The following is a 14538-nucleotide window of genomic DNA, read 5'->3' as shown; positions in this document are numbered from 1 at the left end:
CGTTCGGTTGGGTGGCGAGTGTTAATATCGCTGCCTGGCCAGTTTGCTGGTGGCTATCCGATTCGAACAATGAGGTTTTTTCATGCGTCGTGGTGTTCCGCTGAAATACGCTTTGGCCGCATCGCTGCTGTTATTGCCCTTCGCTGCAAGCGCGGCGGTTGAGAAGTGTGACCGGCTGATAGCAACTGGCGCCGATGACAATCCGCCTTTTCTCTGGCGGGACCCGCAAAATCCGGAGCGATTGATCGGTGCCAACGCCGATCTGCTGAAACGGATTGCCGAATCGCTCGAACTCAAGCTCGAGTTGCTCCACACCGGGGATGCCAGCAAGGCGCTAGAAGAGGTCACGAGCGGGCGGGTAGATGTGCTGGCTGACGCGACCCTGAGTCCAAAGAAGCTGACCCAGCTGGATTTCATACATCCGTCTGTCACCGCGTTACAGACATATGCCTGGGTGCGTAACGACCCGGGATTTCTCTATTCCAGTCGGCAGGATCTGGTCGGTCAGGCTGGCCGCTATGTGGCTAAAACCTCCTTTGGCAAAGAATTCGACGCTTACCAAAAGAACCTAGATCTGAGTGCAGCGCAAAGCCTGTCTGACGCGATGCAGCGCTTGTTGGCCGGGCAGGCTGATTACGTGTTGCATGAACGCTACAGTGCGGTGGCTCAACTGGCGCGTCTGGACTTGCTTGACAAGGTGCAACGACTGGAACCGCCGGTGGTTAGCCAAGGCATGTATTTGGCCGTGTCGCATGACTCCGCCTGCAACGCGCCGTGGCTGCGTGGTCAGTTGGCCGTGAAGATGACGGAGCTACATGAGGCAGGGGTTCCCCAACAGCTGCTGACGGAGAATCTCGAGCGCTGGCAGCAACAGCAATCAGCTAGCGTCAGACAAACACAACGGTAGGATTTTTTGGACTTGAGTAAGCATTTCTCATCTCTTCTGGTGCTATTGGCACTGGCTGGCTGTGCGAGCGACCCGGCGCCAGATGTGCAGCTGAGGCTGACCGAACAGGCATTGGTTCAGGCTAGGGCGATTGGCGCTACGGAAGAATCGGCAGAACTGGTCCTGGCGGAGCAGAAGCTTGCTGTGGCCTCTGCAGCGATGAAGGACGGGCATTACCGCACGGCTCGTTTGCAGGCGGAGCAGGCGGAGCTGGATGCCCGTCTGGCCGAAGCCAAGGTATTGAACGACAAGAGCCGGCTGGAAATGGCTGAATTGACCCGGCGCATAGCGCGGCTCCGTGAACAGTTGGGAGATTGGCGGTGAAACCCATCACGACCAGGCCCGCATTGCTGCTCGCAACGCTGATGCTGCTACAGGGGTGCGCTGCGCCGGAAATCAGGCAAGAGTTGGCTGACGCCCAGGCTGCATTTGACTCAATCAGTACTGACCCGAACATTCTTCGCGATGCGCCGAAGGACGTTGCCAGGGCGGCAGAATCGCTGGAGCGGGCCAGCCGGTTCGCCGGCTATCTTGGCAGTGCCGAGGATGTCAGTCATTACTCATACCTGAGCCACCGCTACAGTGACATTGCCCGCCAGCACAGCGAGCATATGCAGAACCAGCAGCGGATAACGCAGTTGGCCATGGAACAGGAGCGGCTTCGCCAGACACTGCAGGATGCCAAGCTGCTCGACCTGCACCAGCAGGACCGATGGCTGGAAGAGCAGATGATCAGCCTGGCTGCCGCCGAGACTGATCGCGGACTGGTCATGACGCTCGGCGATGTCCTGTTCAAGGCCGCCAGCGCCGAGCTCGGCTCGTCCGCCAACCGTACGCTGCTGAAACTGGCGCATTTCCTTCAGCTCAATCCCGAGCGCATCGTCCGCATCGAGGGGTATACCGACAGCCGGGGTGACGCTGCGGAAAACCTCGCCTTGTCCCGCGCTCGGGCACAGGCGGTTGCCAGCTTTCTGGCGGATCTGGGCATAGCGGCAGCCCGTATGGAAGTGACTGGCTACGGCGAGCAGTATCCGCTCAGCGAAAATGCGTCGGCACGGGGGCGTGCTCAGAACCGGCGTGTCGAGATCCTTTTTTCGGATGAGCAAGGGCGACTTAGCGATCCGCGCTAGGCTTTCAGGCTCCGCTTTGCTGCGACGTAACAGACTGTGTCGGCGAGTTAATCAAAAACTGTATCGCTCCTGACCGGTGGCGCTGTACTACTGTTATGGTCCAGTTGGCGGAGACGGACCAAATGACCAATCTGTTGCTTTATCAACGCATCGCGCACCAGCTTGCCGAGGACATTCGGCGGGGTGTCTATCGGCCAGGCGAGCGGGTTCCTTCGGTGCGCAAGATGAGCATGCAGCTGAAGGTAAGCCATGCGACCGTCTTGCAGGCGTACGCCAATCTGGAAGACCAGGGGATGATTCGGGCACGTCCTCAATCCGGTTTCTATGTGCATCACACCCCGGCGTTGACCGCCCCTACGCCAGACATTGCCCAGGTTGAACGCCCCACGCTGGTGACCCGCAGCAGCATCATCAACCAGGTACTGAGCGAGTCACGACGTGAAGGCCTCGTGCCCTTGGGCGCAGCCGTGCCTCATGTCGATTACCTTCCCGTGCGTGCGCTGCATCAGCAACTGGCCAAGGTCACGCGGTTCCAGAGCCAACGGGCCTTCACCTACATGTTCAGTCCAGGTTATGAGCCTTTGAGGCGGCAGGTCGCGATCCGTATGCGTGATGCGGGTGTCGTTGTAGGTTCGGACGAGGTTGTGATCACCCATGGCTGTGTCGATGCGCTGCAGATGTCGCTGCGGGTCCTGACCAAGCCTGGAGACCTGATCGCGACAGAGTCGCCAAGCTATTACGGCTTGCTGCAGCTGGCAGATCTGTTGGGGCTGAAAGTCATCGAGATCCCCTGCGATCCGGATACCGGCTTGAGTCTCGAGGCGCTGCAGCTTGCGGCGACTCAGTGGCCGATCAAGGCGCTCGTGCTGACCGCACGCCTGAGCAATCCGCTGGGCGGCAGCATGCCCGAGCTACGCCAGAAACAGCTGCTCAAACTGGCTGCGAACTTCGATATTCAGATCGTGGAAGACGATATCTATGGCGAATTGATGTTCGATGCTGGATCCATCAAGGCGCTTAAATCGAACGATCAAGAAGGCAGGGTGATCTACTGTTCCAGCTTCTCCAAGACGATATCGCCCGGCGTGCGGATTGGCTGGATCGTTCCGGGGCGCTACCGGGAAGAAATCCAACGTCTGCAAACCTTCAGCACGCACTCGGCTTGCAGCGTCACCCAGATGGGGGTCGCCGCCTACCTGGAGAATGGCGGCTATGACCGGCACCTGCGCAATATTCGTCAGGAATATCGCAGGAATCTGAGTCTGTTTCAGTTGGCGGTTCAGCGGTATTTCCCGGAAGGTACCCAGATGACGCGCCCTACAGGCGGATTTATTCTCTGGATCAGCCTGCCGGCGCGTATCAATACTCAGGAGTTGCACCTACAGGCTCTGGAGCAGGGCATCAGTATCGCGCCGGGCCTGATCTTCAGTAATACCGAGCAGTTCAACCACTGTGTTCGGCTCAATTGCGGCCTGCCGTGGACACCCGAGGCGGAGCGGGCGTTGAAGACCCTGGGACGGCTCGCCGGAGAAATTTGCCGGCATTCGAACTGATCGAAAATACGAAAAGCGGGGGCGAGAGATGAAATGGCTGATATTGCTGGCGCTACCCCTCATGAGCGCCTGTGACGGTGACAAGACGCCAGACCAGCCGATGCCTCCGGTGCAGCCCAAGGTTGCCTCTCCGGCGTCTGATGTCGCCACACCGGTGCTGAACGAGCCCGAGCGACCGGTGGAAATGTCTGGCAGGGATGTTGAGGTCGATGTCGGGCCGGTAGCGGAAGGGGATTCCGAAAAATTGCCGTCGGAGAGGGTGGTGCCGCCGCCCGCAAGGCCTAAGACGGTTGCCACCTCCGCGCCACGGAAGAAGGTTGAGCAGGTGGCGCTGCCGGAGCCGGAACTGGACCTGAGCCTTCCGGAGGATTGGTCCGAAGCCCTGGAGCCTGACAAAGAGCCACCTTCGATGACCTTGTTGCCACCGCTCTTCGAGTCCAGCAGCGATTCCCGCTCGTTGCAAATGAGCGGTGAGCTGCTGCCTGGGGCTGCGCAAGACGAAACCATCATTGATGGAGCCCAGATCAACTTCGAGATAAAGCGCTGAGCCCCGAGCCTAGGGGTTAGTGTTTGGCCTGGCTTGCCTGGCTAAGCAGGGCGGTCAGTTCCCTGGCGGGCAATGGATGGCTCATATGAAAGCCCTGCAACTCGCTGCAGCCGTCGGCCAGCAGCAGATTCAACTGTTCTAGCGTCTCTACTCCCTCGGCGGTGACACGCATTTGCAATCCCCGCCCAAGGTCGATAAGCGCTTTGACGATCGAATGGCTTTCAACCGAGTGAGACATGCCGGCAACGAAACTGCCGTCGATCTTGATCATGTCGAACGGGTAGTTGCGCAGATTGCTCAGCGATGAATAACCCGTGCCGAAGTCGTCCATCGCCAACCGAAGGCCGAGGGATTTCAGGCGAGTGAGAACTTCCAGAGTGCTCTGGTTTTCCTGCAGCAGAGCAGTCTCGGTGATTTCCAGTTCCAGACGGCTGGCAGACAATCCGCTGTCTGCCAGTGCGGTGTGGATCATCTGGTACAGGTCGGCACAGCGCAGTTGCAGCGGTGACAGGTTTACCGAGACCACCAGGTCGTCGCTCCAGTTGGCCGCCTCGAAGCACGCTTCGCGCAAGATCCATTCGCCCAGCGGAACGATCAGGCCTGTTTCTTCGGCCAGCGGTATGAAGTGCTCCGGAAGCAGCACACCGCGGCTGGGATGGTGCCAGCGCAGCAAGGCTTCGGCGCCGCTGATGCGCATGCCTTCGCTCAGATAGCGCGGCTGGTAGTAAGCCTCGAACTGACCCTCGGCGAGCGCCTGCCGCAGCTCGTCCTCCTGGCGGCGGCGGTCATGAAGACGCTGGTCCATTTCCCTGCCGTAGAAACACCAGGTACTGCGCCCGTCAGCCTTGGCCTGGTAGAGGGCGATATCGGCACACCGCAACAGCTCGCTGGCCTGGGTGGCGTCCGTTGGGGCCAGGGCTATGCCGACGCTTGCACCGATCAGGATCTGCTTGTCCTCGTAGCTGAACGGCTCGCTGACGGTTTCGATCACCCGTTCGCAGAGCTTTTCTATGTCTTCGTTGTGCTGCAGACGGCTCATGACCATGACGAACTCGTCGCCACCCAGGCGTGCAACAAGATCATCACCACGAATACATTGCTTCAGACGGTTGGCGACGCCGACCAGGATTTCATCACCGGCGCCATGGCCAAGGGTGTCGTTCACTGGTTTGAACCGGTCCAGGTCGATGTAGAGCACGGTCAGCCGCGAGGCCGTGGTCAACGAATTGAGCTTGCCCTCTAGGTAGTCGCGCAACCGATTGCGATTCGGCAAGCCAGTCAACGCGTCGTGTTGGGAAAGGTATTGCACGCGGGCTTGTGCCTTGGTCTCTTCGGTTACATCGCTGGCCGTGCCGCGATACCCCAGCAGGCGGTCACCTTCACGGATAGCTCGAGCAGACAGTCGACAGTGGCGAACACAACCATCCGCCGCGTGATAACTGCAACGTAGCGGTATCCGGTGAGGGCCGGTCAGCCAGTCCTGCAACGCCGCATTGTCGCTGATGAGAAGGTCGATCAAAGGGCGGCCGATCCAGGCTGCCGCGGCATGTCCGGTTATTTCCTCGAAGCGGTTCGATAGATAGGTGAGCCGCGCGTGCTGGTCGGTTTCCCAGATCCAGTCGGAAGCGGCCTCCGCCACGTCGCGGAAGCGCTCCTCGCTGGCTGCCAAAGCCGAGCGGCTCGCTGCCAGGCGCCTGTAACTGGCGTCCATGATCCGCACGGTTTTCAACGCCTGGCACAACAACAGCCAGGCCAGCAGGCCAAGCCCGAGCGTGACCACGCCAAGCACCGGCAATGTCATCCAGAGCAGGTATCTGCCGGGCTGAGAAACAGACCAGGCAAGGCGGACGGTCGTACCGTCGAGCCTGTTCAGATCGAGCGTTGCGCCCTCGGTGACTTCGCTGTTGCGGGCCTCGCGCAGCCCGTCGACCGCATACGCCTGGCCCAGCTCGAGAAGCCAGTCGGGGTCCATGACGTCGACGAAGATCAATATCGAGGCGGGGCCTGGTGCTTCTTCAATGTCACTGCCCCCTGTAGTCATCACCGCTGCCGCTGCCATTGCCGGATACCCTTCGGCAGACAGCACACCAGCTGCAGTATCTTCATCCTCGACAGCGATGCGTGCCTCGGTCAGCAGTTCGGGTAGCCCGTTACCAAGCCACTGGTGTGCATCGGCATCTGCAAGCTTGCCGCGGATGACCGAATAGGTGGTCCTGCCGTCCGGGTCTACGACGAACACCGCGTCGTAACCGAAATCGTCGAACATGGACGGCCCCAGGTTTTCCTGCTCGTACGCCCAGTGCAGGTTTACCTGACTGCTGAGGTTGGCATAGGCATCGCCCCAGAAGGCGTTGTCGGCGATGTGACGGCTCATGCCGCGGCGATGTGCTTCGAAGGCTTTGCCCGCCAGAAAGCGCTCACGGACCAGCGCATCGGCGTCTATCGTCTTGGCGATATGGACAACCGCAGCGGCAGCGGCCAGCAGCGCGACCGCCAACAGGCAGGCGATGCCGGGCAGGATGCGGCGAGCGAAGGTGATCTGGGCTTTCGGTTCTTCTGGAGAGGAGGAAATTGCTGGCATTCTGTCGTCCTGTTGAGAAGACGGAATGATCGCCTGATTTCTGGCATGTGGCCATCATGACCTTATAGAACCAGCAACTTTCCAGACGCGTGGCACAGGGCTCCTGGCCGGTGGAGCCTTGAGGATATGGCCCATTCAGCGACTATCGGTTGCGAGCGTCTTCGGCATCTGCTTCGGCATTGCGCTGGGCAATGCGTTGCTTCTGCTCTTCGGTCAGCGGGATCTTGCGTGCGCCGGCGCGCAGCATCAATAGCCCGCCGATGATGGTGCCGATTACAAGGGCCAACAGCAGCCAGATATACCAGGGCACACCTCCATTCAGTCAGTTGGACAGGACATCACCTTACGCCGCGTGGCTGCGCGAAGCCATCCCGGTGCGGGATTGCCGAAGCATGGTTGCACGTCCCAGGCTCCGTTGAGGGGCGGTTTTCTGCGACAATGCGCGCCGAATTTTGCCGAGGACGCCCCCATGCCCTGCCAGACCCCCATCATCGTTGCGCTCGATTTTCCCTCCCGTGATGCTGCGCTGGCAGTGGCCGCGCAACTGGATCCGGCTCTGTGTCGGGTGAAGGTGGGCAAGGAACTGTTTACCCGTTGCGGTCCACAGGTAGTCGAAGCATTGCACGCCAAGGGCTTCGAAGTATTTCTAGACCTGAAATTTCACGACATCCCGAACACCACGGCCATGGCAGTCAAGGCTGCAGCTGAGCTGGGCGTCTGGATGGTCAATGTGCACTGCTCAGGTGGCCTGCGCATGATGACGGCATGCCGCGAGACCCTTGAACAGCTGAGCGGCGCAAAGCCGCTACTGATCGGCGTGACCGTGCTTACCAGCATGGAACAGCAGGATCTTGCCGATATCGGTCTTGATATTGCGCCTGAGCAACAGGTGCTGCGTCTGGCCGGTCTCGCGGCCAGAGCCGGTTTGGATGGGCTGGTCTGCTCGGCTCAGGAGGCCCCTCCGTTGAAGTCGCAGTTCGCCGGACTGCAGCTGGTCACCCCGGGCATTCGACCAGCTGGCAGCGCAACCGATGACCAGCGGCGCATCCTTACCCCGACCGAGGCGATGGCGGCAGGTTCCGATTATCTGGTGATTGGGCGGCCCATCGCCGGGGCAGATAATCCCGCGCAGGCCTTGGCTGCGGTGGTTGCGCAACTGGCTTGATCCAGGAACGGGTCGCCAGCCCGGCGACCCGCTTCTTGCGGATCAGCTGACTTTCAGCACCAGCTTGCCGAAGTTGCCGCCGGTGAACAGCTTCATCAAGGTGTCGGGGAAGGTTTCCAGGCCCTCGACCACATCTTCCTTGCTCTTGAGCTCGCCGCTCTGCATCCAGCCAGCCATGTCTTTCATGGCTTCCGGATAGCGCGAGACATAATCCATCACCACCATGCCCTGCATGCGGCCACGGTTGACCAGCAGCGACAGGTAGTTGGCAGGACCCTTGACCGCTTCCTTGTTGTTGTACTGGCTGATGGCGCCGCAGATGACGATACGGGCTCCGACCGCGATTCGCGTCAGCACCGCGTCGAGAATATCGCCGCCGACGTTATCGAAATAGACGTCGACTCCTTTCGGGCATTCTCGCTTGAGCGCGGCGTGCAGGTCTTCGTTCTTGTAATCGATGGCCGCGTCGAAGCCGAACTCCTCGACGAGAAAGCGACATTTGTCCGCGCCGCCGGCGATGCCCACCACGCGGCACCCCTTGATCCTGGCGATCTGTCCGGCCACGCTGCCCACCGCGCCGGCCGCTCCGGATATGACAACGGTTTCGCCGGCTTTCGGCTCACCGACAGCGAGCAGGCCGAAGTAGGCGGTCATGCCGGTCATACCCAGCGCAGACAGGTAGCGCGGCAAGGGCGCCTGGTTCGGGTCTACCTTGTAGAAACCTTTCGGCTCGCCGAGGAAATATTCCTGCACGCCTAACGCACCGTTGACGTAGTCACCTTCGGCAAACCCCGGGTGCTGGGAGGCGATGACCTTGCCAATCCCCAGGGCACGCATCACCTCGCCAATTCCGACCGGGGGAATGTAGGACTTTGCATCGTTCATCCAGCCGCGCATGGCGGGGTCCAGGGAAAGGTACTCCACCTTGACCAGTATCTGGCCAGGCCCAGGCTCACCTACTGGCGTCTCGACGTACTCGAAGGTGTCATGCGTCGGCGCGCCGACCGGGCGCTTGGCCAGAAGATATTGGTGGTTGATGCTGTTCATGGAAGCCTCTGGGTTGTGTGAAACCGTTGGTGTAGCCCTCCGGACCGAGCCCTGCAAGCAAGCCTGCGCGCTGGAATGCGCAGGCATCTGTGCGAGTGATATCGCCTTGTTGACGTTTAAACGCTGCACAGGATGGCGGTATAAGCATGACCGCTAGCTGGCCAGCGGTCATTATCGGACCGGGCGCCATCCTTAAATGAGCAGGGTATTGAGCATGAGTATGTCTTTTTCCGGTCAGGTTGCATTGGTCACCGGCGCAGCGGCAGGGATCGGTCGCGCCACCGCGCTTGCATTTGCCAGGCAGGGTCTCAAGGTCATGGTGGCCGATATCGACGAAACGGGCGGCAGGGCTTGCGCCGAGGCGATCCTTGAAGCGGGTGGCGATGCCGCCTTTGTTCGTTGCGATGTCACCTGTAACGAGCAGGTCAAGGCCATGAACGAACAGGTCGTCGCCACCTATGGACGTCTGGATTACGCCTTCAACAACGCCGGTATCGAGATTGAGAAGGGCCGCCTGGCTGAAGGAAGCGAAGCGGAGTTCGACGCCATCATGGGTGTCAACGTCAAGGGCGTCTGGTTATGCATGAAGCATCAGCTTCCGGTGATGCTGGCGCAGGGTGGCGGAGTCATCGTCAATACCGCGTCAGTTGCAGGTCTCGGCGCGGCGCCCAAGATGAGCATCTACGCAGCGTCGAAGCACGCCGTCATCGGCCTGACCAAATCGGCGGCGATCGAATACGCCAAGAAAAAGATCCGGGTCAATGCGGTATGCCCGGCCGTGATCGATACGGACATGTTTCGTCGTGCCTATGAGGCGGACCCGCGCAAGGCCGAGTTTGCAGCTGCCATGCACCCGGTCGGGCGGGTCGGTACGGTGGAGGAGGTCGCCGCTGCAGTGCTCTACCTATGCAGTGACGGCGCAGCCTTTACCACCGGCCACGCGCTGGCCGTGGACGGTGGTGCCACGGCGATCTGAGCGGCGTCGCAATCACGGCCCTTTAGGCGTGCTGACGATCAGCAGCGTCAGTACGCCCGCGACCAGACCCCATAGCGCTGAGCCGATGCCAAAAAGGGTCAGCCCCGACGCCGTCACCATGAAGGTGATCAGTGCTGCTTCGCGTTCCCTGGGGTTCTGCATGGCCTGAGTGAAGCCGCTACCGATCGAGCCCAGCAATGCCAGTGCTGCGATGGACAACACCAGGGCTGCCGGAAAGGAGGCGAACAGTGCCGCCAGGGTAGCCCCGAATATTCCGGCAATGCCGTAGAACACGCCGCACCACACGGCCGCGGTATAGCGCCGCGTCGGGTCCGGGTGTGCTTCCGGCCCGCTGCAGATGGCCATGGTGATCGCGGCCAGGTGAATGCCATGGGAGCCGAACGGGGCCAGCAATACCGAGGCGATGCCCGTCGTAGAAATCAGTGGCGAGGCGGGCACCTGATAGCCCTCGGCGCGGAGGACGGCCAGGCCCGGCATGTTCTGCGAGGCCATGGCGATGACAAACAGCGGAATGCCGATACTGAAGATGGCTGCAAGCGACAGGCTCGGTGTCGTCCAGACCGGTACCGCGACCTCCAGACTCAACTGTCGGAAATCGAGCAACCCCTGGCCGGCCGCCAGCAGGCATCCGAGGATCAAGGCCGAAAGCACGGCATAGCGTGGCATCAACCGCTTGGCGATGAGATAGCTGAAGAACATTCCCAGTACCAGCAACGGCTGAACTTCAACGGCGCGAAAGATTTCGCTGCCGATGTTGAACAGCACTCCGGCCAGCAGCGCAGCGGCCAGCGACGCGGGCACCTTGCGCATCAGCCGCTCGAAGCTGCTGGTGAGGCCGCGCAGAGCGATCAGGGCCGAGGCGAATATGAAAGCGCCGATCGCTTCACCATAGGGAACGCCAGGCAGGCTGCTGATCAGCAGCGCGGCACCCGGCGTCGACCAGGCGATGACCACGGGCGTGCGGTAGCGCAGTGATAGCCCGATGCTGCAAATCGCCATGCCGATCGAGAGCGACCAGATCCAGGAAGAGATCTGCCCGCTACTGAGGCCGGCCGCCTGCCCAGCCTGAAACATGAGTACCAGCGAACTGGTGTACCCGGTCAGCATGGCGATGAAGCCTGCCACGATGGTGGAGGCCGAGCTGTCAGCGAGTAGGCGATTGGGCGAGCGAATGGTATTCGGCATGGAGATTCCTTGTGATTCCGATGCCTAGCCTATGAGCCGCGGCGACGGACGTCACCGTACAGCGGGCGGCGTGATCGGCGTAACAGCTCTGGCGAAAACGAGGGGAGGCTGGCGGCTGGACGAAAAACCCCATCGCACTTGCCGTCAGTCTCCAGCCCTTTGTGGCATCGATGTTGCTATTACTCCTGCGCCTGCTGCGATGCGTCAATAAAACCGCAGCTGTTGGAGGAAAGATGAGTCAGGGTATCGAATTCAATCGCTTGATGCTGGAAATGCGGGCCATGCAGACCGATGCAATGGCGCGTTCCAAGCCCGTGGCGGCTACCCCGGAGGTAGGCGCTCCGAGCTTTTCCGACATGCTCGGCCAGGCCGTCAACAAGGTGAACGAAACCCAGCAAGCCTCCAGCCAGATGGCCACCGCTTTTGAAATGGGCCAGGGCGGCGTCGATCTGACCGAAGTGATGATCGCCTCGCAAAAGGCCAGTGTTTCCTTTCAAGCCATGACCCAGGTCCGAAACAAGTTGGTCCAGGCGTACCAAGACATCATGCAGATGCCGGTATAAGGCAGGGTTTGAACAATGGCTGAAGCGCTTAGCAAGGTCCCAGTGCCGGTTGATTCGGGTGTGCCGAAAAAGCCCCTGCTGGGTCTCTCGTTTCTGGAAAACCTGTCCGAAATGTCGATGTTGCGGCAGATCGGTCTCCTGGTCGGACTGGCTGCTAGTGTCGCCATCGGCTTTGCCGTGGTGCTCTGGTCTCAGCAACCGGACTACCGGCCATTGCTCGGCAGCCTCGCCGGAATGGATGCCAACCAGGTCATGGAAACCCTGGCGGCGGCCGATATTTCCTACACCGTCGAGCCGAACTCCGGTGCGCTGCTGGTCAAGGCTGACGACCTGGCCCGTGCGCGTCTGAAACTCGCCAGTGCCGGCATTGCGCCGACCGACAGCAATATCGGCTTCGAAATTCTCGACAAGGAGCAGGGGCTCGGCACCAGCCAGTTCATGGAGGCCACCCGTTATCGCCGCGGGCTCGAGGGTGAGCTGGGTCGCACCATTTCCAGCCTTAACAATGTGAAGGGCGCACGGGTTCATCTGGCCATTCCGAAAAGCTCGGTATTCGTGCGTGACGAACGCAAGCCGAGCGCCTCGGTACTGGTCGAGCTCTATCCGGGTCGCAGCCTCGAACCCAGCCAGGTGATGGCGATCATCAATCTTGTCGCTACCAGCGTGCCGGAGCTGACCAAGTCGCAGATCACCGTGGTCGACCAGAAGGGCAACCTGCTGTCCGACCAGCAGGAACTCACCGAACTGAGCATGGCCGGCAAGCAGTTCGACTACAGCCGTCGCATGGAAAGCCTCTACACCCAGCGGGTGCATAACATCCTCCAGCCGGTGCTGGGCAGCGGTCGTTACAAGGCTGAAGTATCGGCAGACGTAGACTTCAGTGCGGTCGAATCCACCTCCGAGACCTTCAACCCGGACCAGCCGGCCCTGCGCAGCGAGCAGAGCGTCAATGAACAACGCCAGAGCAGCCTCGGCCCGCAGGGCGTTCCGGGTGCCCTGAGCAATCAGCCACCAGGTCCTGCCGCAGCACCTGAAAATGCTGTAGCCGGCCAGGCGCCTGCGGGAGCCATCGCTCCCGGCCAGCCATTGCTCGATGCGAACGGGCAGCAGGTCATGGATCCAGCCACCGGCCAACCGATGCTGGCCCCGTTCCCGGCAGACAAACGCGAGCAGGCGACCCGCAACTATGAGCTGGACCGCTCCATCAGCTACACCAAGCAGCAACAGGGGCGCCTGCGCCGGCTATCGGTAGCCGTGGTGCTCGACGACCAGGTCACGATTTCGGAGGATGGCCAGGCTACCCGAGTTCCCCGTACCGCCGAAGAATTGGCGCGGTTCACGCGGCTGGTGCAGGACGCCGTTGGCTTCGACGCCAGCCGCGGCGACAGCGTCAGCGTGATCAATGCGCCATTTGCCAGCGACTCCATGGAGGATGTCTTTGTCGACAGCCCGTTCTACACGCAGCCCTGGTTCTGGGACGTGGTCAAGCAGGTGCTCGGCGTGCTCTTTATCCTGGTTCTGGTGTTCGGCGTGCTGCGGCCGGTGCTGAACAATCTGACCAATGCCGGCAAAGGCAAAGAGCTGCAAACGGCAGGTGGCGAGGCCGAGCTGGCCGATATGGACGGCGGCGTGGACGGTGCGTTGGCCAACGACCGGGTCAGCCTGAGCGGGCCGCAGAGCATCATGCTGCCGAGCCCGACCGAGGGATACGATGCGCAATTGAATGCCATCAAGAATCTGGTAGCAGAGGACCCGGGCCGGGTGGCTCAGGTCGTCAAAGAGTGGATCAACGCAGATGAGTGACGCCCGAGTTCCCACAAAACTGAACAAGGTCGACAAGGCCGCGATTCTCCTGCTCTCGCTGGGCGAGGCGGATGCGGCGCAGGTGCTGCGCCATCTGGGACCGAAGGAAGTCCAGAAAGTCGGCACGGCGATGGCGCAATTGCGCAACGTGCAGAAAAACCAGATCGAGCAGGTGATGGGTGAGTTCGTCGAGATTGTCGGGGACCAGACCAGCCTCGGCGTCGGCTCAGACGGCTACATCCGCAAGATGCTCACCCAGGCACTGGGCGAGGACAAGGCGGGTGGCCTGATCGACCGTATTCTCCTTGGCGGCAATACCAGCGGTCTGGACAGCCTGAAGTGGATGGAGCCGCGCGCCGTGGCTGATGTGATTCGCTATGAGCACCCGCAAATCCAGGCCATCGTGGTGGCCTATCTAGATCCGGATCAGGCCGGGGAAGTGCTTTCGCATTTCGACCACAAGGTACGTCTGGACATCGTGCTGCGCGTGTCATCCCTCAACACGGTGCAGCCCGCCGCGCTGAAGGAGCTGAACCTGATCCTGGAGAAGCAGTTTTCCGGCAACTCCAACACCACCCGAGCGAACCTGGGGGGCGTCAAGCGAGCGGCGGACATCATGAACTTCCTCGACAGCTCGGTCGAAGGCCAGCTGATGGATGCGATCCGCGAGGTCGACGAGGATCTGTCGTCGCAGATCGAAGACCTCATGTTCGTCTTCGACAATCTTGCCGATGTCGACGACCGGGGCATCCAGGTGCTGCTGCGCGAAGTATCCTCCGATGTGCTGGTCATGGCGCTCAAGGGTGCCGACGAGGCGATCAAGGAAAAGGTTTTCAAGAACATGTCCAAGCGCGCTGGCGAACTGCTGCGCGACGACCTGGAAGCCAAGGGGCCGGTGCGCATCAGCGAAGTGGAAGGCGCCCAGAAGGAAATACTCACCATTGCCCGCCGCATGGCCGAAGCCGGGGAAATCGTTCTCGGTGGCAAGGGCGGCGAAGAAATGATCTAAGCGAGCCACAGG

The 14538-nt window shown here is 60.9% G+C and carries 14 protein-coding genes; 10 read left to right on the top strand and 4 right to left on the bottom strand.

Features of this window, described 5'->3' with window-relative positions; genetic code table 11:
- The first annotated feature begins 82 nt into the window (after nt 1-82).
- The 5 genes from AC4LFW_RS10505 (at nt 83) to AC4LFW_RS10485 (ending at nt 4176) form a co-directional block, all read left to right on the top strand.
- The gene (locus tag AC4LFW_RS10505; RefSeq protein ID WP_491818993.1) at nt 83-907 is read left to right on the top strand and encodes a substrate-binding periplasmic protein; all 825 of its coding nucleotides are present in this window, start codon (nt 83-85) and stop codon (nt 905-907) included.
- Between the two features lie 12 nt (nt 908-919).
- On the top strand, nt 920-1270 hold the full coding sequence (locus tag AC4LFW_RS10500) for a DUF4398 domain-containing protein (RefSeq protein WP_491818992.1): 351 nt from the start codon (nt 920-922) through the stop codon (nt 1268-1270).
- Nucleotides 1271-1275: 5 nt separating this feature from the next.
- The gene (locus AC4LFW_RS10495; RefSeq protein WP_491820199.1) at nt 1276-2076 is read left to right on the top strand and encodes an OmpA family protein; all 801 of its coding nucleotides are present in this window, start codon (nt 1276-1278) and stop codon (nt 2074-2076) included.
- Nucleotides 2077-2198: 122 nt separating this feature from the next.
- On the top strand, nt 2199-3629 hold the full coding sequence (locus AC4LFW_RS10490) for an aminotransferase-like domain-containing protein (RefSeq protein WP_491818991.1): 1431 nt from the start codon (nt 2199-2201) through the stop codon (nt 3627-3629).
- A gap of 28 nt (nt 3630-3657) precedes the next feature.
- Entirely contained in the window at nt 3658-4176 is a 519-nt protein-coding gene (locus AC4LFW_RS10485) for a hypothetical protein (RefSeq protein WP_491818990.1), read from the top strand.
- Nucleotides 4177-4192: 16 nt separating this feature from the next.
- Here the strand turns inward: AC4LFW_RS10485 and AC4LFW_RS10480 are convergent, their stop codons facing one another.
- Nucleotides 4193-6757, bottom strand: coding sequence for a bifunctional diguanylate cyclase/phosphodiesterase (locus AC4LFW_RS10480; protein WP_491818989.1), 2565 nt, complete (start codon nt 6755-6757; stop codon nt 4193-4195).
- A 142-nt stretch (nt 6758-6899) separates the two neighbouring features.
- Nucleotides 6900-7067: a DUF2897 family protein gene (locus AC4LFW_RS10475; RefSeq protein WP_491818988.1), complete on the bottom strand. Its 168-nt coding sequence runs from the start codon at nt 7065-7067 to the stop codon at nt 6900-6902.
- A gap of 159 nt (nt 7068-7226) precedes the next feature.
- Between AC4LFW_RS10475 and pyrF the strand changes: the two genes are divergently transcribed.
- On the top strand, nt 7227-7922 hold the full coding sequence (gene pyrF / locus AC4LFW_RS10470; protein WP_491818987.1) for an orotidine-5'-phosphate decarboxylase: 696 nt from the start codon (nt 7227-7229) through the stop codon (nt 7920-7922).
- Between the two features lie 42 nt (nt 7923-7964).
- On the opposite strand, the gene AC4LFW_RS10465 is transcribed toward pyrF, so the two are convergent.
- Nucleotides 7965-8969, bottom strand: a complete 1005-nt coding sequence (locus AC4LFW_RS10465) for an NADP-dependent oxidoreductase (protein ID WP_491818986.1) — start codon at nt 8967-8969, stop codon at nt 7965-7967.
- Nucleotides 8970-9183: 214 nt separating this feature from the next.
- Here AC4LFW_RS10465 and AC4LFW_RS10460 point away from each other — a divergent pair, with 214 nt between their 5' ends.
- Entirely contained in the window at nt 9184-9945 is a 762-nt protein-coding gene (locus AC4LFW_RS10460) for an SDR family oxidoreductase (protein ID WP_491818985.1), read from the top strand.
- A 12-nt stretch (nt 9946-9957) separates the two neighbouring features.
- On the opposite strand, the gene AC4LFW_RS10455 is transcribed toward AC4LFW_RS10460, so the two are convergent.
- Nucleotides 9958-11151 carry a benzoate/H(+) symporter BenE family transporter gene (locus tag AC4LFW_RS10455; RefSeq protein WP_491818984.1) on the bottom strand — a complete coding sequence of 398 codons (1194 nt, stop codon included), beginning with the start codon at nt 11149-11151 and terminating at the stop codon, nt 9958-9960.
- A gap of 233 nt (nt 11152-11384) precedes the next feature.
- Here AC4LFW_RS10455 and fliE point away from each other — a divergent pair, with 233 nt between their 5' ends.
- From fliE to fliG, 3 genes are read left to right on the top strand one after another with little or no spacing between them, the layout of a single operon-like run.
- Nucleotides 11385-11714 carry a flagellar hook-basal body complex protein FliE gene (gene fliE, locus AC4LFW_RS10450; RefSeq protein WP_491818983.1) on the top strand — a complete coding sequence of 110 codons (330 nt, stop codon included), beginning with the start codon at nt 11385-11387 and terminating at the stop codon, nt 11712-11714.
- Between the two features lie 15 nt (nt 11715-11729).
- On the top strand, nt 11730-13517 hold the full coding sequence (gene fliF, locus AC4LFW_RS10445; RefSeq protein WP_491818982.1) for a flagellar basal-body MS-ring/collar protein FliF: 1788 nt from the start codon (nt 11730-11732) through the stop codon (nt 13515-13517).
- Entirely contained in the window at nt 13510-14526 is a 1017-nt protein-coding gene (gene fliG, locus AC4LFW_RS10440) for a flagellar motor switch protein FliG (protein ID WP_491818981.1), read from the top strand. Before fliF ends, fliG begins: the two co-directional genes overlap by 8 nt.
- The last annotated feature ends 12 nt before the right edge of the window (nt 14527-14538 follow it).

This window comes from Stutzerimonas sp. C6.4V, assembly GCF_058536345.1.
This window is presented reverse-complemented; position numbering and strand designations above follow the sequence as displayed.